23 protein-coding genes are annotated in these 22,084 nt (G+C 61.3%); 16 read left to right on the plus strand and 7 right to left on the minus strand.

All coding sequences use genetic code 11. The features are described from left to right. Positions 1 to 15 precede the first annotated feature (15 nt). On the minus strand, positions 16 to 606 hold the full coding sequence (locus HYPGJ_RS07240) for a hypothetical protein (protein ID WP_046846505.1): 591 nt from the start codon (positions 604 to 606) through the stop codon (positions 16 to 18). A 388-nt stretch (positions 607 to 994) separates the two neighbouring features. Here HYPGJ_RS07240 and queD point away from each other — a divergent pair, with 388 nt between their 5' ends. Beyond that, on the plus strand, positions 995 to 1,384 hold the full coding sequence (gene queD, locus HYPGJ_RS07245; protein WP_052750840.1) for a 6-carboxytetrahydropterin synthase QueD: 390 nt from the start codon (positions 995 to 997) through the stop codon (positions 1,382 to 1,384). 118 nt (positions 1,385 to 1,502) lie between these two features. Here queD and HYPGJ_RS19080 read toward each other — a convergent pair whose 3' ends face one another. Then, positions 1,503 to 1,796, minus strand: a complete 294-nt coding sequence (locus HYPGJ_RS19080) for a hypothetical protein (RefSeq protein ID WP_143440499.1) — start codon at positions 1,794 to 1,796, stop codon at positions 1,503 to 1,505. Positions 1,797 to 2,082: 286 nt separating this feature from the next. On the opposite strand from HYPGJ_RS19080, the gene rplM reads away from it, so the two are divergent. From rplM to argC, 4 genes are all read left to right on the plus strand, one after another. Continuing rightward, the gene (rplM, locus tag HYPGJ_RS07250) at positions 2,083 to 2,544 is read left to right on the plus strand and encodes a 50S ribosomal protein L13 (RefSeq protein ID WP_013215416.1); all 462 of its coding nucleotides are present in this window, start codon (positions 2,083 to 2,085) and stop codon (positions 2,542 to 2,544) included. Positions 2,545 to 2,548: 4 nt separating this feature from the next. Beyond that, on the plus strand, positions 2,549 to 3,028 hold the full coding sequence (gene rpsI / locus HYPGJ_RS07255; RefSeq protein WP_046846506.1) for a 30S ribosomal protein S9: 480 nt from the start codon (positions 2,549 to 2,551) through the stop codon (positions 3,026 to 3,028). 167 nt (positions 3,029 to 3,195) lie between these two features. Beyond that, complete coding sequence (locus HYPGJ_RS07260; protein ID WP_046846507.1) at positions 3,196 to 3,951, plus strand: TerC family protein; 756 nt, start codon at positions 3,196 to 3,198, stop codon at positions 3,949 to 3,951. 1 nt (position 3,952) lies between these two features. After that, positions 3,953 to 4,903, plus strand: a complete 951-nt coding sequence (gene argC / locus HYPGJ_RS07265; protein WP_046846508.1) for an N-acetyl-gamma-glutamyl-phosphate reductase — start codon at positions 3,953 to 3,955, stop codon at positions 4,901 to 4,903. A gap of 44 nt (positions 4,904 to 4,947) precedes the next feature. On the opposite strand, the gene HYPGJ_RS07270 is transcribed toward argC, so the two are convergent. After that, a complete protein-coding gene (locus tag HYPGJ_RS07270; RefSeq protein ID WP_046846509.1) occupies positions 4,948 to 6,033 on the minus strand; it encodes a COX15/CtaA family protein in 1,086 nt (361 codons plus the stop codon). A 117-nt stretch (positions 6,034 to 6,150) separates the two neighbouring features. On the opposite strand from HYPGJ_RS07270, the gene HYPGJ_RS07275 reads away from it, so the two are divergent. After that, positions 6,151 to 6,360, plus strand: coding sequence for a DUF2842 domain-containing protein (locus tag HYPGJ_RS07275; protein WP_013215411.1), 210 nt, complete (start codon positions 6,151 to 6,153; stop codon positions 6,358 to 6,360). Here HYPGJ_RS07275 and HYPGJ_RS07280 read toward each other — a convergent pair. Together HYPGJ_RS07280 and HYPGJ_RS07285 are read right to left on the minus strand one after the other, a co-directional pair. Continuing rightward, positions 6,329 to 7,453 (minus strand): polysaccharide deacetylase family protein, encoded by a 1,125-nt coding sequence (locus HYPGJ_RS07280; RefSeq protein ID WP_046846510.1) that lies wholly within the window; start codon positions 7,451 to 7,453, stop codon positions 6,329 to 6,331. The genes HYPGJ_RS07275 and HYPGJ_RS07280 overlap by 32 nt on opposite strands. A 30-nt stretch (positions 7,454 to 7,483) precedes the next feature. Then, positions 7,484 to 9,739, minus strand: coding sequence for an exopolysaccharide transport family protein (locus tag HYPGJ_RS07285; RefSeq protein ID WP_244466047.1), 2,256 nt, complete (start codon positions 9,737 to 9,739; stop codon positions 7,484 to 7,486). A gap of 153 nt (positions 9,740 to 9,892) precedes the next feature. Here HYPGJ_RS07285 and HYPGJ_RS07290 point away from each other — a divergent pair, with 153 nt between their 5' ends. From HYPGJ_RS07290 to HYPGJ_RS07315, 6 genes are all read left to right on the plus strand, one after another. Next, positions 9,893 to 10,567, plus strand: a complete 675-nt coding sequence (locus HYPGJ_RS07290; protein WP_046846782.1) for a polysaccharide biosynthesis/export family protein — start codon at positions 9,893 to 9,895, stop codon at positions 10,565 to 10,567. A gap of 54 nt (positions 10,568 to 10,621) precedes the next feature. After that, on the plus strand, positions 10,622 to 11,776 hold the full coding sequence (locus HYPGJ_RS07295; RefSeq protein ID WP_046846512.1) for a glycosyltransferase family 4 protein: 1,155 nt from the start codon (positions 10,622 to 10,624) through the stop codon (positions 11,774 to 11,776). Positions 11,777 to 11,849: 73 nt separating this feature from the next. Continuing rightward, complete coding sequence (locus HYPGJ_RS07300; protein WP_046846513.1) at positions 11,850 to 13,376, plus strand: undecaprenyl-phosphate glucose phosphotransferase; 1,527 nt, start codon at positions 11,850 to 11,852, stop codon at positions 13,374 to 13,376. A gap of 50 nt (positions 13,377 to 13,426) precedes the next feature. Then, positions 13,427 to 14,863 (plus strand): O-antigen ligase family protein, encoded by a 1,437-nt coding sequence (locus HYPGJ_RS07305; protein ID WP_046846514.1) that lies wholly within the window; start codon positions 13,427 to 13,429, stop codon positions 14,861 to 14,863. A gap of 184 nt (positions 14,864 to 15,047) precedes the next feature. Then, complete coding sequence (locus tag HYPGJ_RS07310; RefSeq protein ID WP_046846515.1) at positions 15,048 to 16,412, plus strand: histidine kinase; 1,365 nt, start codon at positions 15,048 to 15,050, stop codon at positions 16,410 to 16,412. After that, entirely contained in the window at positions 16,409 to 17,026 is a 618-nt protein-coding gene (locus tag HYPGJ_RS07315; protein ID WP_046846516.1) for a response regulator transcription factor, read from the plus strand. Before HYPGJ_RS07310 ends, HYPGJ_RS07315 begins: the two co-directional genes overlap by 4 nt. A 79-nt stretch (positions 17,027 to 17,105) precedes the next feature. On the opposite strand, the gene HYPGJ_RS07320 is transcribed toward HYPGJ_RS07315, so the two are convergent. Next, positions 17,106 to 17,630, minus strand: a complete 525-nt coding sequence (locus tag HYPGJ_RS07320; RefSeq protein ID WP_046846517.1) for an SRPBCC family protein — start codon at positions 17,628 to 17,630, stop codon at positions 17,106 to 17,108. A 196-nt stretch (positions 17,631 to 17,826) separates the two neighbouring features. Here HYPGJ_RS07320 and HYPGJ_RS07325 point away from each other — a divergent pair, with 196 nt between their 5' ends. The 3 genes from HYPGJ_RS07325 (at position 17,827) to HYPGJ_RS07335 (ending at position 19,588) form a co-directional block, all read left to right on the plus strand. Beyond that, a complete protein-coding gene (locus tag HYPGJ_RS07325; protein WP_083984051.1) occupies positions 17,827 to 18,477 on the plus strand; it encodes a UdgX family uracil-DNA binding protein in 651 nt (216 codons plus the stop codon). Positions 18,478 to 18,729: 252 nt separating this feature from the next. Next, positions 18,730 to 19,266 (plus strand): superoxide dismutase family protein, encoded by a 537-nt coding sequence (locus HYPGJ_RS07330; protein ID WP_046846518.1) that lies wholly within the window; start codon positions 18,730 to 18,732, stop codon positions 19,264 to 19,266. A 4-nt stretch (positions 19,267 to 19,270) separates the two neighbouring features. Then, positions 19,271 to 19,588, plus strand: coding sequence for a hypothetical protein (locus HYPGJ_RS07335; RefSeq protein WP_052750817.1), 318 nt, complete (start codon positions 19,271 to 19,273; stop codon positions 19,586 to 19,588). A gap of 21 nt (positions 19,589 to 19,609) precedes the next feature. Here HYPGJ_RS07335 and HYPGJ_RS07340 read toward each other — a convergent pair whose 3' ends face one another. Further along, positions 19,610 to 20,626 (minus strand): dienelactone hydrolase family protein, encoded by a 1,017-nt coding sequence (locus HYPGJ_RS07340; protein WP_046846785.1) that lies wholly within the window; start codon positions 20,624 to 20,626, stop codon positions 19,610 to 19,612. Positions 20,627 to 20,976: 350 nt separating this feature from the next. Between HYPGJ_RS07340 and HYPGJ_RS07345 the strand changes: the two genes are divergently transcribed. Continuing rightward, positions 20,977 to 22,071 carry a glycosyltransferase family 4 protein gene (locus HYPGJ_RS07345; RefSeq protein WP_046846786.1) on the plus strand — a complete coding sequence of 365 codons (1,095 nt, stop codon included), beginning with the start codon at positions 20,977 to 20,979 and terminating at the stop codon, positions 22,069 to 22,071. Positions 22,072 to 22,084 lie beyond the last annotated feature (13 nt).

Raw genomic sequence — 22,084 nt, forward strand, 5'->3', positions numbered from 1 at the left:
CGACCGGAGCGCCGCTTACTGCAGCGCCTTCTCGATCTCGGCCTTGTGCGCCTTCACGATCTCGATGTTTTCCTTGTATTCGAGGTTCGGCGTCGTCCCGATGGCTTCCGTCAGCTCGTCCAGCAGCTGTTTTTTGTCGGCTTCGGGGATGCTCGAATCCTTCTGCACGTCGTCGCGCTCTTTCTTCAACGCTTCGACGGGATCGACGAAGTTGCCGGTCGCGGAATCGAGTCCGGCCATCACGATCGAGATGTTCGCCGCGACGTCGTCGAGCTCAGAAAAATTTCCAAATCCGTGCTTCTTCGCGATGCCTTCGAGTTCCGCCTGCAGCGCCGGATCGGGGGAATCCCCAGCGGCCTGGATCTTCGAGGCGATTGCGGCCAGATCCGTCTGCGCGGCGATGAAGCGCTTCACTTGGTCTTCCGTCAGCTTGATCTGCTTGACGTTGTCCTGGGGAGCGGCGTCCGCGTTCGGTGCGGCTCCATCCTGCGTTGCCGCGGCCGGCGGGGCCGGAGTTTCCTGCGCGGTGGCAACCGCGAGTCCAGCCCAGAGGCCGAACAGAACCACTCCAACACGACCCGTCATTTTGGCCATCGAGACCAGCATCGGCTTTCTCCGCTTTGAAACGCACCCCGACCAATTCCGGCGGGACCATGCAACCCCGACTAAGACAAGATTAAGAAAAGCGATAGGCCGCCCGATGAAATCGCCATAAGAAATTGTAATCCAAGCCAACCTACGGCACGTGACGGCCGGGTCGCGCCACGGCCCTCCCTGCTCCGTTATAAGTTCAGCAGCCAGGCCAGGCGCAACGCCTCAAAAAATTGAGGCGCGACGTGATGCGACGGAGCAAATGCCGCTCTGCTACGCGACAATCCGGGGATCGTCACCCGACCCCGGATACCCCCAGGGCAGCCAGCCGCAAAGCCGAGCCTTGGACCGACGATTTTCGCGACACGGCGATGCCTCGCACGCCGGCAAAGGAGACTGGGACGTGACCGTACCCTACGACGCAACCGCCACGGACGGGCAGACGATCCGGATCACCGCGACCTATACGTTTGAAGCCGCCCATTTCCTGCCCAAGGTCCACGACGGGCACAAATGCCGCCGCCTCCACGGCCATAACTATCGCGTCGATGTCTCCGTGACCGGGGGCCTGGACGAACGCGGCTTCGTCCTCGACTACGCCGAACTCGACGGCATCGTGCAGCCGATCATCGACGAACTCGACCATCGCTGCTTGAACGACATCCCCGGCCTCGAAAATCCGACGAGCGAAATCCTCGCACTCTGGCTCCGCAGCCGCATCGCCGCCAAAGCCGGCACCAAACCCATGATCCGTGTCTGGGAAACACCGAGATATCTGGTGGAAGTGTCCTAATCCAGAATACTCGCCACAATAACCGCCGTCGCCCGCCTATAAAATTCATTCGCGAAGAACAGCCGCACAAGTACAGGTGCTTTCATCCAGACGGATAATAGGATCCACCGTGAAAACGCTAATGCGCGTCTTTTGGCGGAGGTGGCCTACGTGTTTTTCCAGGAGTCAGGCGAATTCGAGCTACCTCGCTCGATTGCCGCTCTTGGACCTCATCGCACGTCGGACACTTGAACAACGCTCCTGGATCCAAGTCGATGATGGTTTGACGGATTTTTGCGTCGGCCCCCTTAGGAGCAACAGCAATCGCAAAGAACTCATCGCATTTATTGCAGTAAAATCCTAAATTCAGACGGTCCATTTTGCGCTTTTCTGCTGGATAAACACCAGCAGCGACCTTGATCGTAATGGTCATGCAAATCACCTCCATCCACGAGCACAAACCGTGAATCTTATCGTTATAAAAATCAACAAATTTGCGGTTTCTATCCCCAATCCAAGCGGTAACATAATACCACGATGTGGTGCTATATTACCGCAAGAGCTAATATTATGAAAACATTGATATTTTTAAAGCATTAGAAATTCAACTTGCCATCTCACACCGAATTCAGTATCAACCGCGCTTTCCGGATAGGCGAAGGCTGACGGCGCGCGCCGCTGTCTCCTGCCATTCATTCCGCCAAGGAGCCTGAAGTCCAATGTCTACCTATGTCGCCAAGCCGGCCACGGTGGAGAAAAAGTGGGTGCTGATCGACGCCGAAGGGCTTGTCGTCGGCCGCCTCGCCGCTCTCATCGCGACGCGCCTTAAAGGCAAGCACAAAGCGATCTACACCCCGCACGTCGATTGCGGCGACAACATCGTCGTCATCAATGCCGAGAAAGTCGTCTTCACCGGCGCCAAGCGCGAAGACAAAGTCTACTACAAGCACACCGGCTACCCGGGCGGGATCAAGGAGCGCACGCCGCGCCAGATCCTGGACAGCAAGCACCCCGAGCGCATCGTCGAGAAGGCCGTCGAACGCATGCTCGCGCGCGGCCCGCTGCATCGTCAGATCATGCGCAATCTGCGCGTCTACAAAGGCAGCGAGCATCCGCACACCGCGCAGAACCCTGAGAAGCTCGATGTTGCGAAACTCAACCGTAAGAATGTGAGGGTCTAAGACAATGACCACCGAAACCAAGACCCTCGCCGATCTCGCGGCCGTCAAGGGCGCAACGCCCGAGGCAGCGCCCGTCCGCACGCAGAAGCTCGATAAGCTTGGCCGCGCCTACGCGACCGGCAAGCGCAAGGACGCCGTCGCCCGCGTCTGGCTGAAGCCGGGCAAAGGCGTGATCACGGTCAACAAGAAAGACTTCAAAGCCTACTTCGCCCGCCCGGTGCTCCAGATGCTGCTGCAGCAGCCGCTGAACATCGCCAACCGTGCGACGCAGTATGACATTCGTATTTCGGTCGCAGGCGGCGGACTTTCGGGTCAGGCCGGCGCCGTCCGTCACGGCATCTCGAAGGCTCTGACGTATTACGAACCGGAACTGCGCGGCGTACTGAAGAAGCAGGGCTTCCTGACGCGCGACAGCCGCACCGTCGAGCGTAAGAAGTACGGCCGGGTCAAGGCCCGCAAGTCGTTCCAGTTCTCGAAGCGCTAAGCCTGGAACAATCGCCAGACACCGAACAGTCCGCCCCCTTCGGCGGACTGTTTTTGTTTGTGCTTGTGGCCGCGAAAGGGTTGTCGACGCGGGGGCGCGATGCCAAATACCGGCCTAGTCCTGCCCTACGGCCTTAGCGACACGCAGCCGGTTACTCGGAGAACAATATGGATTGGCTGCTGAACGGCCTTCACGAGCTGATATCTACGCTCGTCTTGGACATCGGCTATCTGCTGTCACCTGAGTGGTGGCGCACCCACAGCGTTCCGCTGTTCAACATCCTGATGATCGACCTGACGCTCGCGGGCGACAACGCCATCGTCGTCGGCATGGCTGCCGCCCGCGTCCAGCCATCGATGCGGGCCAAGGTCATCTTCTGGGGCATCGCCGGCGCCGTCGTCCTGCGGATCATCTTCTCGAGCATTGCCCAGCAGATGCTGCAGGTGATCGGCCTGACCTTAGCAGGCGGCATCTTGCTTCTGTTCGTTGCCTGGAAGATGTACAAACAGATCGTCGAGGCCGACGCGCACTCTATCGACGAAGTCGAGAAAAGCCTCGCTTCAAACGAATCTCATCCGAACGAAACGACGTTCTGGGCGGCGCTCTGGACGATTATCCTCGCTGATCTTTCGATGTCGCTCGATAACGTGCTTGCGGTCGCTGGCGCTGCGGGCGAATCCACACTCGTTCTCGTTATTGGCCTCGCGATTGCGATCCTCCTGATGGCCGTAGCGTCGACCTATATCGCCAAGCTTTTGGCGCGCTATCCCTGGATCGCCTGGTTCGGTCTGCTTATCATTCTCTACGTCGCGCTCGACATGATCTACCGCGACAGCCACCGCATCGTCTGCGCCCAGTATGGCGTCGGCTGCTCGGAAACGATATGGCAGGGCATCAAGCACAGGCTCGGATTTGGCGGTTGAGATGACGGCAAGTGTTGCTCAGAAAGCGAAGACTGCGACGGTCTTCATCGACGGCGAGGCTGGCACCACCGGCCTCGAAATCCGCGAGCGGCTTGCCGGCATCGACGCCATCACCGTTAAAAGCATCGATCCCGACAAGCGGAAGGACAAGGCGGCGCGCGCCGACATGATGCGCGGCGTCGACCTCGCCGTGCTGTGCCTGCCGGACGACGCTGCAAAAGAAGCCGTGGCGCTGGCCGACACGCTCGGCAAGGACGCGCCGAAAATCGTCGACGCCTCGACGGCGCATCGCGTAGCCCCGGGATGGGTGTATGGCTTCGCCGAGCTGTCGCCGGCACAGGCCGACGCCATTCGCCATGCAACGCGCGTCGCCAATCCCGGCTGCTACCCGACCGGCGCCATCGCCCTGCTGCGGCCGCTGGTCGATGCCGGGCTCATTCCCGCGGACTATCCGATCACGATCAACGCCGTCTCGGGATACTCGGGCGGCGGACGCAGCATGATCGAAGCTTACGAGGCCGGAAACGCGCCGTCGTTCGAGCTTTACGGTCTCGGTCTCGAGCACAAGCACGTGCCCGAATTGCAGAAATACACGGGTCTGACGCGCCGGCCGATTTTCGTTCCGAGCGTCGGCAACTATCACAAAGGCATGCTGGTTTCCGTGCCGCTCCACCTCGATACGCTGAGCGGAAATCCAAGCCTCGCGGATATCGAAGCGGTTCTGGCCGAGTATTATAAGTCGGCGGAGCTTGTGAGCGTCGTCACCGGATCCGCGGGCAAGATTGCGCGTCTTGAAACGGAAGCGCTGAACGACACGGACAAGCTGGAGCTCTTCGTTTTCGGAAAGCCGGAGTTGAAGCAGGCCGTGCTCGTCGCCCGCCTCGACAACCTCGGCAAAGGCGCCGCCGGCGCCGCCGTCCAGAACATCAAACTGATGCTCGGCCTCGCCTAACGGCGTCACACTTTCCCCTCCCCGCAAGGGCGAGGGGAACGTCCCTATTCCCTAACTACCGCCCGTCGGATTGCATGCAAATGCACGACCGCCAGCACGAATACGATCGCGCCGCCGAATTGGTGCACGACTCCGAGTTCGAGCGGCACATGCGCCAGAAGCGTCATGATTCCGAGCGCAACCTGCGCGAACACCGCCAGCACGAGCAGAACGGCGGTCGCCCGCGTGCGGCTGTCGACCGGCGACCGCATCACCAGCCAGAGTTCCGTCAGCACGATCAGCACGACGATGTACGCCATCATGCGGTGATTGAATTGCGACGCGGCATGACTTTCGAAAAACGTCAGATACGCAGGCGTCGTCCAATAGTCGCTCGGAAACCACTGACCGTTCATCGTCGGCCAGGTGTTGTAGATGAATCCGGCTTTGAGGCCCGCAACGAACGCTCCGAGCACGACCTGCAAAATCACCGCTGCAACGATAATCGCACCCATGCGCCGGATCAGCGGCGTGACGGAACCCGCCGCGCGCCGTGCCGCATCGGGCCATTCTTCAAGCGCCAGCCAAACCAGAAGCCCAAGAATAGCGAACGCCGTCGTGAGATGCAGCGCCAGCCGGTACTGGCTGACGTCGACGCGTTCGACGAGACCGGATTTCACCATGTACCAGCCGATGACGCCCTGCACGCCGCCAAGCGCCAGCACGCCGAGAAACTTCGCACCGCTCCCACGCTTCAGACGCCCGGTCAGCCAGAAGAAGATCAGCGGCACCGCGAAGGCGACGCCAATGATCCGTCCCAGAAAGCGATGGCTCCATTCCCACCAGTAGATCGACTGGAACTCGGCGAGCGACATGCCGTGGTTCATGATGTGGTATTGCGGGATCTGCTTGTATTTCTCGAAGGCCGCGAGCCAATCGGCGTGGCTCAACGGCGGAATGGCGCCGAGCAGCGGCTGCCATTCCGTGATCGAAAGGCCGCTCTCGGTCAGACGCGTCGCACCGCCGACCACGACCATCGCGATGACGAGCGCCGCGACGGCCCAGAGCCAGATCGCGACGGCGCGGTTCCCGTCAGAATGTCGAGCTGAGAGTGTGCTTTGCCGATCATCTGCGGCGCGGAGCAACGTCATTGCGGCAAATATCCCTAAACGAATGTCGCGGTCGTGTGTTACGCACTCCCCCGCCCGGAACAATGCGCCTTTGCGGCGCGGTTGCCAGCCGAAATCCGACCGTTTAACTGAGCCAGCATGACCCAGCGCCAGCGCAAACTTCTCGGCACGATCGCCCTAATTCTGCTGATCGCGGTTTATGCCGTGCTGGCTGTTGGCGTCGCCATTGTGCTCCAGGTACAGAATGCGAGCAAATTGGCGGAACTGATCTATTATGTGGTCGCCGGCCTGCTCTGGGTTCTGCCGGCCGGACTTCTCATCTCGTGGATGCAGAAGCCGGATAATTGACCCCGCGCGCAGGGTCGTTGCGGGCGCCGCCTTTCACCTGCCGCACCAGCGCTTTCACGCCGTCGCGGAGCGCAAACGGCAAGCCTGAAAGCAGCACCTTCACGTAACGCGCATCCTGATAATCGCCGTTGAGCGAGAGGCGTGGCAGCGCCGTCATCGCATCCGCATGCGCCGCTCGGATAAGTCCCTTCCGCGTCGTCACTGCGGTCTCGATGCCGAGATCGCGCGCAATCTCGAACTCGCGCTCCCCGGCGCTTCCCTCATCGCCGTAAGGGTAGCTGAAATGCCGGACGGGCTTGCCGAGCTCCTGCGCGACACGCGCGACGCTCTCGGCGATCTCCCGGCGCGCGTCCTCGGGACGGAGCTTGGCCAGCGCGAAATGATTGGTCGTATGCGCGGCGATCGTAACCAGAGGGTCTTGAGCGAGAGCGCGGATTTCGTCCCAGGTCATGATCAGATCGCGGCAGAGCGCGGACACTTCGAATCCGGCTTTGCTTGCCAGATCGCGCACCACGGCGCGCGCACGCTCTTCAGGAATTTTGCGCAGCCACCAATAGAGTTCGTGGAAGGCTCGGCCCTTTTCGGCATCCGTCGCAAGCGAATAGCTTCGCACGACACCGTCGCAATCGACGTCGACATGCGGGAGGCGCCGCAAGGCTTCCTCGAACGCCAGCCACCACAGCTCGCCATGCCCGTCGGCATAGGCCGTCGGCACATAGATCGTGAACGGCGCGTTGCGGCGCTTGAACACCGGATACGCGAAGTCGCGATTGTCCTTGTAGCCGTCGTCCAGCGTAAAGACCGCGAACGGCTTGCGTCGAGAATTCCCGCGATGCAAGCGGGCTTTGACATCATCGAGTGCGATGATCTCGAACCCGCTGTCGCGCACCTGACGAATGACACCATCGAGAAATTCCGGCGTCACCTTGAGGATGCCGTTCGGATCGAACCCGCGCCGCGCGCCGGGCATCACCTGATGCAGCATGAAGATCACGCCATCGCCGCGCGTGAGCGGTGCCGCGAGCCGATCGGCGCCGCTATAATGGAGCGCCGACAGCGCCGCTTGCAAAGCCTTGGTCGTACGCCTGGACATCAAACAGACCTTGGTGTTGACAACGCTGGATCAGTTCGGATGCGGAGCTTCCGCGGTCCGCCCGGCCGTCGCGCGCGCGATACGCTGTTGCACCGGCGAAGAAGCCGCGACACGGCGCTCGAAACGAACGATATCTATATCGGCGACTTCGAACCCGAGGAACGTGTCGGCAGGGTCCTGAACCGCGGACGCCTGCGCACGCGGCTCGCTCACGACGATGCCGGTATCGAAACGGCCTTCGATCGTTTCGAAAAGCTCGCGCGCCGCATCGTGGCGTCCCGTAACGACGATGAAGTCGTACGCCTCGTCGAGCGCATCGAGCACCAGGTTGAGGTGATCGGGATCGACGGGGGCAGCCGGATGCTCGAGAGCAGTGCCGCTGGCGATCGCGTGCGCATCGGAACCCGGCAGACGCTGGATGATCTCGCCGAAGTTCGTTTCGCCCCGCAGCAGATCGTTGATGCCCGCGCCGGGATTGAGGCCGATGGACGATGCCAGATCCTGGCCGTCCGGATTCCAATCGACGAGAATGACCTGCTCGCCACTCTGCGCCAACGCCTTCACGAGCCCGAGCGCTTCCTTCGACGCGTCGATGTTTTCGTTCTCGCCGGTCAGGATCGTGCGATGCCCGCCGCTCTGCGGCCGCTTCTGCATCAGGCGCAACACCAGCGCTCCGATATCAGACGCGCTCGTCGCGATAACTGGCGCTTGCCGTTGCGGCTCATGCGAGGGCGGTGGAGGCGGCGGCGCATACTGCGGCGCGCTGATCTCATCATCGTCCATCTCACGCAGCAGCGGTTCGCGATAAGGCGGGAAATCCGGCTCCCGCTGCAGGCTGAGAGGCTTCGTCCGCCCGCGGGAAAGCGCCGCCTGCGAACCGCTACGCGCACCTTGGAACAGAGCCTTCGTTACGACCCACGCCGTGCCAAGCATCAAGGATGCAAGCGCTATGAGCGCCGACAGCGCACCCTTGCGCGGGAACACTGGAACGCTTTCCGGCTGCGCGTTGGAGATGATCTGCGCCGCGACTGGCTGCGCACGCGTATCCAGTTTCTTGCGGTTCGATTCAAGCTGCGCCTGAATGTTGTCGAGTTCCGTCCGCTTGGCCTTGGCCGTCGCTTCGAGCTGCCGCAGCTGCGCCTCTTCCGGGGCGTTGGTCACGACCCGAGCTTTGATATCGGCGAGGCTCTGCGCGATGCTGTCCTCGCGCCCCTTCGCCACCGCCGCTTCCTTTTCGAGACTATCGACGATCTTGGCGATTTCCTTGCCGATCTGAACTTTGAGCCCGGCGAGATCGGCGTTGAGCTGGCGCATGCGCGGGTGGCCCGGCAGCAAGGTCGCGGAAAGCTCCGAAATCTGCCGCTCGATGCGCACACGCTGCTGCACGAGATTCTGAATGAGCGGCGACTTCTGCACGTCCGCCAGTTGATCGGCCGATCCGAGCGCGATCATCTCGCGCGCCGATTTTGCCCGAACATCCGCTTCGCCGCGCGCCGCTTTGGCTTTCGTCAGCTCGGCCGTCAGCTCGGACATCTGCTGTTCGTTGAGGCCAGTATTCTGCGCGCCGCCACGGAACCCGTCGATCTTGCCGCGATAGCGATCGACGGCCGTTTCAGCGTCCGCGACTTCCGTCGTCAACTTCTGCACCTTGCCTTGCAGCACGGACTGGAGATCGTCGACCTCCGTGACGCCGTGCGCGGCGAGCGACGTGCGATAGTTTTCGGCAAGAGCGTTGGCGATTTTCGCCGCCAGTTCCGGATCATTCGACGTCACGCGCACGCCGATAAAGCGGCTTTCCTTGGCAGAGTAGACTTCGAGCCGCGCGCGCAGCGCATCGAGCACCCGGTCGCGCGTCGTCTCGCCCTTGCGCGGACCGCCGAGACCCACCGCCCGCATCATCGCATCGAGCATGTCGACCGGGCCCAGCGCATTGTTGAACTCGGGACGATCTTCTAGCTTCAGATCCTTCGCAATCTTCTCGAGCAATTCCTGCGACTGCATCGCGCGGACATGCGTGTTGATCGCTTCCTTGTCCATGCGCGTCGTGATGAGGTCCGGGCCACCGGACGCGTTGCGGTCGGAGAACGTGCCGTCGGCACCCTTCGCGATAATCGCCAGTTCCGCTTCGCTCTGATACCGCGGCGCGATCAGCGACAGCACGCCATACGTCAGGCCGCCGAACATCAAGGCCAACGGGATGAGCCACCGCAGGCTTCGTTTGAAGGCGCCAAACACCGACCCGAGGTCGATGTCGTCCGGCGAGGCGTGCACGCGTGACTGCATCACTTTGCTCAAATCAAAGGGTTTCCAACGGTAAAGTAATCCCCCGGCGCGGTTAGCATCTCCTTAAGCGGATCAAAAAAAGACGTGCCGTTAGGCTTTTTTAACTGCCGCGCACATAACCTCCGGGCGTCAATTCGCATGCGGGAATTCGCGCCAATGTCGCTTCGCCACCTTTTGTTCGCTGCGGCGGCTATGTCGCTGATGCTTGGCGGCTGCGCTTCCGGCTTCGGTCCTATGATCCAAGCCGAGATCGATGGCCCCGCTGTCGACGGCTACCCCGTGCCCGTGACCACCGCATCGGCGAGCCCCCGCGACTGGGGCCCGGCCATCGTCATTCCCGCAGTGATGTCGGAAGCCGTCGCCGGGCAAGACAGCCCATACCGGCTCGATTCCGGCGACCGCATTCGCGTCTTCGTCTATGGCCAGCCGAGCCTCTCACGCCTTTATATCGTCGATCCCGACGGCAAAATTTCAGTGCCCCTGATCGGCACGATCTCGGCGCGCGGCAAAACGACGACACAGCTGCAAGGCATCATCCGTTCTCGCCTCGGCTCCGAATACGTGAAGGACCCGCAGGTCTCGGTCGACATCCAGCAGAACCGGCCCTTCTTCATCTTCGGCGAAGTCCGCAACGCCGGCCAATATCCCTACGTCTCGGGCATGACGGTCGAAACCGCCGTCGCGATTGGCGGCGGCTACACCGAACGGGCCAGCGACCGCAGCTTCCGCATCACGCGCAAGATCGACGGCCTCGTTCAGGAAATCGAAGCCCCCGGCATCGCGCCGATCCGGCCCGGCGACACCGTTTACGTGTTTGAGAGATATTTCTGAGAAGCATCGGACCTTTCCTCGGCCCACCCGGCCGGCAAATCCGACAGGTCCGGAATGCGTATCCTCCACTGTCTTCGCGCTCCCGTCGGCGGGCTGTTCCGCCACGTCCTCGATCTGGCTGAAGAGCAGTCCAAACGCGGACACGACGTCGGCATTCTCGCCGACAGCAACGCCGAAGACAGGCTGACATCGTCGAAGTTCGCGGCCATTGAGCCAAAACTGACACTCGGCATCGCGCGCATTCCGATGCGTCGCCAGCCAGGTCTCGGCGATCTTGCCGCCGTGCGAGACGTTCGCCGCCACGCTGCGAAACTCGATCTCGATGTGTTGCATGGCCACGGCGCCAAGGGCGGCGCCTACGCACGGTTGGCCGCCGTTTCGATCCGCGGCCGATCCATAAAGACGTTCTATACGCCGCATGGCGGCAGCTTGAATTTGAAGGCCGGACCGGAGCAGCGCGTCTTGATGCTGGTCGAGCGTGGACTCGAGAAAGTCACGACGGGACTGATCTTCGAGAGCGCCTACGCCGCACGAACCTATCGCGCCCGCATCAGCGCGGACGGCGCACCACAACGCATCATCCCGAACGGGCTTCAGCCATCTGATTTCGTGGCGGCAACGCCCGCCAGCAACGCAACCGACATCCTGTTCGTCGGCGAATTACGCGATCTCAAAGGCGTGGACGTTCTGCTCGAAGCCCTCGCGGAATTGGACGAGCGCGGCATCACCGCAACGATCGTCGGCTCGGGTCCCGATGAAGCGAAATTCCGAACCCTGACTTCATCGCTCGGGCTTGACGGCCGCGTCCGTTTTACGGGGGCCTTGCCAATTCGGGACGCTTTCGCGCTCGGCCGCATCATGGTTGTTCCATCGCGAGCCGAGAGCTTCCCTTATGTCGTGCTGGAGGCTGCCGCCGCCGAACTGCCGCTGATCGCAACCAACGTCGGCGGCATTCCGGAGATCGTCGCCGGAACCGATACGGGCCTGATCGCGCCTGGCAATGTCCAGGAATTGGCGCAGGCTCTGACCGCAGCCCTCGATGCACCGGACGTCGCAAAAGCCCGCGCCGCGAGGCTTAAAAGCGCCGTTGCGCAGAAATTCACGGTCGCGGCTATGACCGACGCCGTTCTGGATTTCTACGCCGCGCCGTCTCCGAAGGCCGCGCCCGCCGCCTACTCGGTTCCCGCCCTCCACGACCGACGCGGTTAACGCCGCTTAACCCGCGTGGCATGAAGCCTGCTTGCACTGCGATCACGTTATCCAAACGGGACGCGCAGCAGCCATGCCATTGACCCTCCAGTTGAAGAATTCGCCGGCCGATCAGATTGATGACTCCGGAGTCGTCACACGCCCGCTGGCGTTCATGCGCGGCAAGCTGGCCGACAGGGCTGACCATGCACGCACGCTCTCGCCGGTCCTGGTCAGCGGCAGCATTCGCTGCGCCGAACTTCTGATGTCGACCATCCTTGGGCTCGCGATCGCACATCTCTACGTGAAAGAGACGACCGTCGTCGGCGACCCGGCCTACCTCTTCGCGACGACACTTGTTGGTACCGCAACGATCCTCGTGTTCGGCCTGCTCGATCTCTACAGCCTTCGCGCGCTTTCGGCGTCGATCAAATCTCTGCCCGCCGCGATGCTCGGCTGGACGACCGCATTCGCGACCTTGATCGCCGCGATCTTCTTCTTGAAGATCGGCGAGGAAATTTCTCGCGTCTGGCTCGCCGTCTGGTTCGTCGCAGGCGCCGCTGCCATCATGATCGGCCGCATCGTCGCGGGATCGTACGTCCGCAATGCCGCGAACTCGGGCCGCCTCTATCAGCGCGTTGCGATTTACGGCGCAGGCCCCCTCACCGAAAATTTCATCCAGGACCTCGAAGCCGACAGTCATTCGATCGTCCGCATCGCCGGTATCTACGATGACCGCAAAGATGCCCGCGCTCCGCATCAGATCGCAGGCTACCCGCGCGTCGGCGGGCTGAACGACCTCATCACCATGAGCCGCACCAAGCAGCTCGACCTCGTCGTCGTGTCGTTGCCGCTCGCTGCCGAAGACCGCCTCTCGAGCGTCGCCGGCCGCCTCTCGGTTCTTCCCGCCGACGTGAAGATGCCGGCGCGCGCCACCGACCTGCGCTTCTCGCCACGGACGTACTCGCACGTAGGATCCGTTGCCATGATCGATCTCTTCGACAAGCCCATCGCTGATTGGGACTACGTCTCGAAATGGCTGTTCGACAAAGTCATCGGCACACTCGCGCTGATCGCGCTCGCGCCGCTGATGCTGCTCGTCGCGCTGGCCGTGAAACTCGACAGCCGCGGCCCCGTCTTCTTCCGCCAGAAGCGCTATGGCTTCAACAACGAGCTGATCGAGGTCTACAAGTTCCGCTCGATGTACGTCGATGCCTGCGATGCCACGGCGTCCAAGCTCGTGACGAAGAACGATCCGCGCGTCACCCGCGTCGGCGCCTTCCTGCGCAAGTCGAGCCTCGATGAGCTGCCGCAGCTGATCAACGTCGTCAAAGGCAACCTGTCTCTCGTCGGTCCGCGCCCGCATGCACTCCAGGCGAAGGCCGCCGGCCATCTCTATGACGAAGTGGTCGATGGATATTTCGCGCGCCACAAGGTGAAGCCCGGCATCACCGGTTGGGCGCAGATCAACGGCTGGCGCGGCGAAACCGACACCGAAGAGCAGATCACGAAGCGTATCGAGCACGATCTCTACTACATCGAGAACTGGAGCGTGTTTCTCGATCTCTACATTCTGCTGAAAACGCCGTTCGCGTTGCTCAATACGGACCGCGCGTACTGAGATTCTGCGCTCACGTTCATCGCTCCCGACGAAATGGAATTGCCGTTCAGATGTCCACGATGACCGCCTCGGCTCCGGCCTTCGAATTTTCCGATCTGCGAGGCGGTCATCGCAAAAGCGCCGCGCATCGGATCGCTCTGGCCCTCGTCTGGCTGACGATCGTCGCAAGCTCGATTGTGTTCACCGAGCCCGCGCCGGTCGACGCGCTGACGATAGGCTTGATGCTCCTGCTTCCGGTCGTTGGCCTGGTCGACGCGCGGCCGATGCTTTGGGCAGGCTTCGCCGTGCTCCTCGCGATCACGGCGAGCGGCGAGATCAGCGCGGCGATGGCGCGCGACACCGGCATCGCCGTGTCGCACATGACGGTTTCGCTCTACCTCGTCGCGGCTTGCTTCCTGTTCGCGGCGTTCATCGCAAAAGAGCCCGAGAAGCATACGCGCCTCATCCTCAACGCCTATGTTCTGACCGGCATTATCGCGGCACTGTGCGGCGTCGCGGGCTATCTCAATCTTTTCCCGGGCGCGTTCGATCTGTTCACGCGCTACGGCCGCGCGTCAGGCCCGTTCAAGGACCCGAACGTGTTCGGACCTTTCCTCGTCGCGCCTCTCTTGATGTGCTTGCACCTCTGGCTCAACGCGCCGTTGCGGCGTGGCGTACTGCCGTTGCTCGCCGCCGGTCTGCTCGCCGTCGGTATCCTGTTCAGCTTCTCGCGAGGTGCCTGGGCGGCCGCTGCGATCGGACTTGCGATCTACGGCTACGTTTACATGATTACCGCGCATAGCAACCGCGAGCGCGTGAAGCTCGCGGCGCTCGTGCTGGTCGGCATCGCGGCTTTGGGAATGATCTTGATCGCCGCGCTGCAGTCGGACGCCATCTCCGATCTTCTCGAACAGCGCGCAGCACTGACGCAATCTTACGATGTCGGTCCCGACGGGCGCTTCGGCGGACAAGCGAAGGCCATCGGCCTGATCCTCGATAATCCGCTCGGCATCGGCTCGGCGAATTTCACGCGCTTCTATCACCACGAGGAAGTGCACAACGTCTACCTCAGCATGTTCCTGAATTCCGGCTGGATCGGCGGACTTCTCTATTTGATCGCGTGCGCGGGAACACTGATCGTCGGAATGCGCCACGCCTTCAAGACGTCGGCGACGTCGCCGCTGTTTCTCGTCGCGTTCGCGGCACTTGCCGGAAACATCTGCGAAGGCGTGCTGATCGACAGCGATCACTGGCGGCATTTCTATCTGCTGCTGGCATTGGTCTGGGGCATGATCGCCGCCGCTCCGCGCACCACACGTCCTGCACGCCGCCTCAAGCAACGCCGTCCGCTTCTGCTGCAAAAGCTGCTGCTCATTCCGCAATCGCGCCGTCAGCCTCGCATCATCAGGACGACGGAAAGCACGGCTCCGGTTCGCCGGGATAGAAAATTGGCGGGAAAAATTCCCGGATGGCGCCGCGGGCGCGGTCGGATTATTGCACCAGCATAAGCGCCGATCCGGCGACGCTTCGAAGCCTCCTGAACGCGCGTCTGGCCTCGCCGGACGCGTGTGCATGTCCATATCGGACATAGTTCTCTGCCTTTCGCCAGCACGCCCGGTCACAAACCTTGACGCAATGAAACCGCTGCTCCAAGAAGTTACATTGTTACACTACCTGGCGGAGCATTGAACGATGCCTTTGAGACGCCGCCTCCTCGTTCTCGTCGCACTCGTCTTGGGGGCTTGCCTTCTCGTCGGCGGCGCGCTGACGTACTGGGCCGGACTGCGCAAAATTGAACTCGAAATGTCGTCGGCCATCGCCGTCGGCAGCAGCGCTGTCATGGACGCTCTCAGCACGATCCAAGAGAGCAGCGATCCGGAGGCGCAACTCACCCGCATCGTCCGCGCGTTCGATGGGGACCGCCATCTCGTCGCTCGCCTCGTCGGTCCCAACGGCGCGCTGAAGTCGGCGTCGCGCCTCAAGGCTCCCGTGGACCCGCCTCCCGCCTGGCTCTACGAGCTGCTCGAAGGCAAAATACACACGCAAACCTTCACGCTTCCAGACACGCTCAAAAATCTCGGAAGCATCACGCTCGAAGCCGATCCGCACAACGAGGTCGGCGAAGTGTGGGAAGACCTGCAGCTGAAGTTTATCATCATCTCCGGCTTCTGCGGCCTGGTGCTGGCTTTGATTTATGCGAGCCTCGGGCGCGCACTCAAGCCGCTCGACGATCTGTCCGCCGCACTGAAGCGTGTGGGAGAAGGCGATTATTCCGCACACGTTGCCGAACAAGGACCGGAAGATCTCAATCTGATCTATCGGGCCTTCAATCGCATGGCCGATCAGCTGCGCACGGCCGAAGAACAGAACCAGCGCCTCAACGAACAGCTGTCGACCGTGCAGGAAGAAGAGCGCTCCGAAATCGCGCGCGACCTGCACGATGAAATCGGACCGTTTCTCTTCGCGGTTGACGTCGACGCGCAGTCCATTCCGCTGATGCTCGCCCGCAATGCCACCGATGACGTGAACAGCCGGGCAGGCGCAATCCGACAATCGGTCCAGCATATGCAGGTGCACCTGCGCGGCATCCTCAGCCGTCTGCGCCCCGCGATGCTGATCGACCAGGGCTTGACCCACGCCATCGAGCATCTCGTGGCGTTCTGGCGAACGCGCCGGCCCGCGATCGTTTTTGAGACCGACATCGAGGACGCGCGCTTTCCCGCGCACATCGAAGAAGCGGCGTTTCGAATTATGCAGGAAGGCACGAGCAACGCCATTCGGCACGGCAAACCGTCGAAAATCGGCCTTAGCGCGAACCGCACTCCCGAAGCAGCGCTACGGATTGTCGTCTCAGACGACGGCGCGGGCATCGCCGCCAGCACCAAGCGCGGCTTCGGTCTCGTTGGCATGCGAGAACGCGTTGCGGCGCTCGATGGCACATTGGAAATCACAACCTCAAAGGAGGAAAAGGGCGTCATGCTGATCGCCAGAATCCCGCTCCCCGCGGAACGCCGCGCAAAAACAAGCGACAACAAACAAGCCACGAGTGCAGCATGAAAATCCTTATCGTCGACGATCATGGCGTTGTGCGCGAAGGCCTGAAGCGGCTGTTCGTTGCGCACTTCGATGCGCAGGTTCTCGAAGCCGCCGAAATCGAGGAAGGCCTCGCCATCTATGCGCGCGAGCGGCCTGATATCGTAGTGCTCGACCTCAACCTCGAAGGTGCGGGTGGATTGGAATTACTTCGGCGCGTTCAATCGATCGACAGCGGCGCACGCGTCGTCGTCTTCAGCATGCATCATGAGCCGATTTATGCCGTCCGCGCATTGCGGGGCGGCGCGAGGGGGTACGTCAGCAAAAGCGCTCCCGTCGAGGAACTCATTGCTGCAATCAAAAAGGTGCGCGGCGGCGAACAGTACATCGATCGAGACCTCGCCTCGCGCATCGCCGTCAGCCAGATTTCGACCGACGACCCGCTGCAATCCCTATCGATCCGCGAAGTCGAAATTCTGCGCATGCTCGGCCAGGGCAAGAGCATGACGGCCATCTCGGAAAGCCTCGGTATCGCCTATAAGACCGTCGCCAACATCTGCACACAGATGAAGGTGAAGCTCGGCGTCGACCGCACCGCCGACCTCATCCGCCTCGCGATCGAGACGCTGAAAACTTGACATAAAAAAACCGGCGCCGGCTTCCCTCTTCGGAACTCAGAAGGGAGCCGGACGCCGGAATGCACTGCGATTCAGTTCGTTACTTCGCGCCGGCCGTTGCTTTGATATTGTCGAGGCCTGCCGTGAAAATACCCTCGATGATGTCGTGCGCTTCTTTGTTCGTCTTGCCGTCGGCGTCGAATGTCGCCGACCACGCGAAGTTGATCTCGTCTTCGTCGTCATCGTCCGGCGTCAGCGCAAACTGTGCCTGATAATTCTTGACCGGCAACGGGCTTTCCAGAATCTCGTAGCGATAGAAGTTCGGCTTTTCGTCGAGAAGCTTCTCTTTGATCTTGCCGCCGTCCTTCAGCGTCAGAACGCGGATCTTCGCATCGCCTTCGGTGCTTTCCTCGCAATTGGCGACGGCTGGATGCCAGTCCTTCAGGGCGCACCAACCGCCGAACTTTGTCCAAAGCCGCGTCCGCTCTTCGTCCATCTTCTTCGCATCGACTTTGAGTTCGAGCTTCTTGCCGACCGCGATGCTTGCCGCGTTCGCAGCCGAGCCCGCGAACACACCCGCAAGCGCCACCACGCCCGCCACCGCGATCCCTTGGAAAAACTTCATTGGTCCACTCCCATTTTTCTATCCGGACGCTCTTACGGGAAAAGCGCCGGGCCGCAGCTTCACAAGCGCGTTACTCCGTGACAAGAAAAACTTGCAAACTGCGTTGCCTACACTGCGATTTCGGGGGGCGGATTCCGCCTGAAACGTAAATGACTTCGAATTGCGACCGATATCGCTCTCCACGCGTTGGAGTGGCATGGCTCACTCAATCACCAGCAAACATCGGCACGGAAGTTTTCCCGCTTTCGATTTGGAAGGCCGTGAAGCCCCGGAAACACTCGCCGATCTGAATAGAATGATCTCGGCCGCCAAGCCGTTTGTTCACGGCGGCATCAAAGCTGTCCTAGGTGAAGGGCCGATTGGTGCCCCCCTCGCTCTGGTGGGCGAACAGCCCGGCGACCAGGAAGACTTGCAGGGCCATCCGTTCGTGGGACCTGCGGGCCGGCTGCTGGATAAGGCTTTGAACGCCGCCGGGATCGAGCGGAGCGAAACCTATGTCACCAACGCGGTCAAACATTTCAAGTACGAGCAGCGTGGCAAGCGGCGGCTGCATCAGAAGCCGACGGTGGGCGAGGTCAAACACTATCGCTGGTGGCTGATGAAAGAACTCGAATTCGTCCACCCACATCTCGTCGTCGCGCTTGGCGCGACGGCTGCAATGGCGCTCGCCGGCGCACCGGTCACGATCGGCCGAGCACGCGGACCGGCACAATTCGGTGAGTTCCGTGGCTACATCACCGTCCACCCTTCTTCGCTTCTCCGCCAGGCCGACGACCAATCGCGCGAGATTGCCTACGCGGCCTTCGTGCGCGACCTGCGCAACGCCTCCGAGTTGGCCGCTCCATAGTGGCAAGGCTAAGCGGAGCGGCCCCGATCTCTGAGAAACCGGGGCGCTCCTTCTTCCACCACAGCGTTGGGGGCAGTCGCACTGAGGGGGGGAGTGCGAGCTGTGGTCGAAGCGATACTGAGGAGAAGCAAGAGGGTTTCAATCGCAGGTCAAAAAAGACGGCAGGAAGCAACTGCCTAAAATCCCGAAGGAACTCACCGCTGTTTTATTGGTTCAATTGTGGAGGACGATTGCCGCGAGATTGGAGCCACAATGAAACGCCGTGCATTACATATTGTTTCCGGATGCTGTTTTGGTATCGGACTGTCGGCGTCGGCTTATGCCGCCGACGTCAGCGTCGATATCAACAAGATCACTCCCGACGGCGTCGGCGGCAAGATCGGTACGGTTGTGATCTCCGAGAAGTCCGGCGGCGGACTTCAATTCAAGGTCGATCTGACAGGCGTCACGCCGGGCGAGCACGGCTTCCATGTGCACGCCACCGGCGATTGCGCGGCCCAGACCAAGGACGGAAAGCTGCAGGCAGGCCTCGCGGCGGGTCCACACTATGATCCGACATCTTCGAAGAGCCACAAGGGCCCGACCGGTCAGGGACACAAGGGCGATTTGCCGTTCCTCACCGCGACAGACAAGGGCGTCAACGTCGTCGTCTCGGCTCCACATCTGACGCTCGCAGACGTAAGCGGGCGCGCACTTATGGTCCACGAAGGCGGCGACAATTACACCGATCATCCTGAGAACGGCGGCGGCAAAGGGCGCATTGCCTGCGGCGTCGTTCCAAAGAGCTAAGCATATGCGCAATCCAATCCACTTTGTATTGACTGCCACGCTCGCGGGTGCCGCAATGCTCACGACGGCGTCGTTGAGTTCGGCGCAGACGTCGCCGCCGAACGCACCGGACGCGCACAGCCCCGCGCCTGAGCAAAAACCACCAGTTAAAACCGATGAGCCGCTGAGCGAGAAGCTGAATAAAAACGATGGCGTGCTGGTGCCGCCCAGCGGCGTCGATCCCAAGATCCACAAGGATCCGCCTCCTGGAACCGGTGACCGCATGCCCGTGATCGTCCCACCCGGAGAACCCGGCGGCGACCAGCAAATCCAACCCAAGTAAGGTTCGGGCGATCGCGCGGACTTACTTCGCGCGCGGCGTAATGGTGGACGTTTCAATCATCACGGGCGATCGCGAGCCGTGGTCGTCCGCCATCTCGACGCTCTTTGGAGCTGCGTCGCGAACGCGCTGCAGAAAACTGTCGAGGCTCGGCCCCCAGATGTCCCAGCCCTGCCGATCGTCGGCAATGGAATGGCCGTCGTTGCCGTAAGGTTGCAGAATGTGCTCTTCGACGCTGCCGCCAGCGCTGCTCCACGTCTGCGCGAGATCTTCTGCGAACTTGGGACCAAAGTAGCTGTCGTTCTTCGCATAGAACCAGATTGTCGGCTCTTGCGCATGCGTTGCATACATGCGCGCCGCCGAGAGCAAAGCGTCCCTGCCGCAGATTGCGTTCAGCTCTCCATACGCGTGACCACCGCGGCCTCCAGCGAAATTCACGATGGCTTGGACTTGCGGCAGATTGCGCGCCGAAAGCGCCAGCGACGCCCATCCTCCGGTCGAGACACCGACGACGATCGCGCCATCGTGCGCAACGAACGGCTGCTCAGTCATGAACTTCACCGCCGCTTGGATGTCATCCGCCGCGACATTGCCAGATGCGTAGTGATCGGGATGCGCGCAGTTGCCGATCGCCTCCGCCAACGGACCGCCCGTCGCGCCGTGACCGCGCCGTTGCGGCAGCACCACCACGTAACCGCGATCCACGAACCAGCGTGAGAGATAATAGTAAACCGGCATCGACACCGAGAGCCGCGTCGCTTCATCCGTACCGTGATTGATCACAACCAGCGGCCGCTGCTTGTCTTCGCCGGACGGATCGCTCGCCGGACGAAACACCGTCGCGCGCATCGGAAAATTCGCATCGCCACTCGGCAAAACCCAAAGCTGCTCGCGCATGCGCGCGCCCTCGGGACCGAACGCGCCGAACATCGGCTCAGACGCAACCGCAGCCGTTGGCGCGAATGCCAACGCAAGCAGACCGACCCACAGCAACGCCAAACCTGTCGCCAGGCCCGGAGCATTCCCCCGCGCACAATTCATTCTGTCAGTGTTCCCCGTGTCCGCGCTTTGCGCAGCGCGCATTGGAACTTGTAGGCACACCGTCGTCAAGCAGCAATTCCGAGCGCGGTTTTGCCAGCGTCTTCAGACGTTTTTACAAGGCTTGGTGCCGAGTTATCGCACCTGCAGACACGAAGTTGCCCGATTTTGCGTCGTCGCCAGCACACAACAGGACGTGCAGACCTTTGCATCCCTCGATGTTCACGGATGCTGCGCTCGAACTGATCGCGCCGGCATTCGCGAAACGCGCTCAGAGCTTTCCCGCTGAACATGCGGAACGAACTGGTGTTCGCGAAGTTAGCTTTGTCAGGTCGGCAAAGGGTTTTCCATCTATGAAAATTGCACAAATCGGGCCGCTGATCGAAAGCGTTCCACCTCGATTTTACGGCGGCACCGAGCGTATTGTGTCTTACCTGACAGAGGAGCTCGTCGCGCAAGGCCATGACGTGACCCTTTTCGCCAGCGGCGATTCCATCACTTCGGCAAACCTTATTCCGTGTTGCGAGAAGGCGCTCCGCCTCAATCCAGCTGTGCGCGACCCGATCCCATATTACATGATCATGCTGGACCGCGTGCGCCGCATGGCCTCCTCTTTTGACGTGCTGCATTTCCACATCGACCAGTTTCATTGTCCGCTCTTCCGCGGCATCGCCCGCTCGACTGTGACGACGCTGCACGGACGCCAGGATTTGCCCGACCTGCAGCAACTCTATCGCGCTTTCCCCGATATGGGCTTGGTTTCGATTTCGGATTCACAGCGCGAGCCGATCCCGTTCGCGAACTTTCTTGGCACCGTCTATCATGGCTTGCCGGAAAATTTGCATCGGCCGACGTTCTCGCCACGCGGCGGATATCTGGCCTTTCTCGGACGCATCTCTCCCGAAAAACGCCTCGACCGCGCTATCGAGATTGCGCGCGCAGTCGGATTTCCGCTGAAGATCGCAGCAAAAGTCGACGCCGCCGATATCGATTACTTCGAGGCGAAGATCAAACCTCTCCTCAACGGCAACGGCGTCGAATTCATCGGCGAGATTGCGGATGCCGAGAAATCCGAGTTCCTTGGCGAAGCGTCAGCTCTTCTGTTTCCCATCAATTGGCCGGAGCCGTTCGGACTTGTGATGATCGAGGCGATGGCGTGTGGGACGCCCGTGCTCGCATTTAGGCACGGCGCAGCGCCGGAAGTCATCGACGACGGCGTTACCGGTTTTGTCGTCGATGATATCGAAAGCGCAATCGCGACGATCCCGCGCCTGCTGAGCCTCGATCGCCGGCGCATCCGTGAAGCCTTTGAAAACCGCTTCACCGTCGAACGCATGGCCATAAACTACGGAGCGCTCTATGCTCGCGCCTATACGTCTCACGGACACATTCCAAAGGTGCATTCCGAAGAGATGGTCGCATCTGCAATGGGCAATGCCGTAAACTAACGCAACGCGCTAT

Origin of the sequence: Hyphomicrobium sp. GJ21 (assembly GCF_001006785.1) — a bacterium.
In the GTDB taxonomy this organism is placed as follows: Bacteria; Pseudomonadota; Alphaproteobacteria; order Rhizobiales; family Hyphomicrobiaceae; genus Hyphomicrobium_B.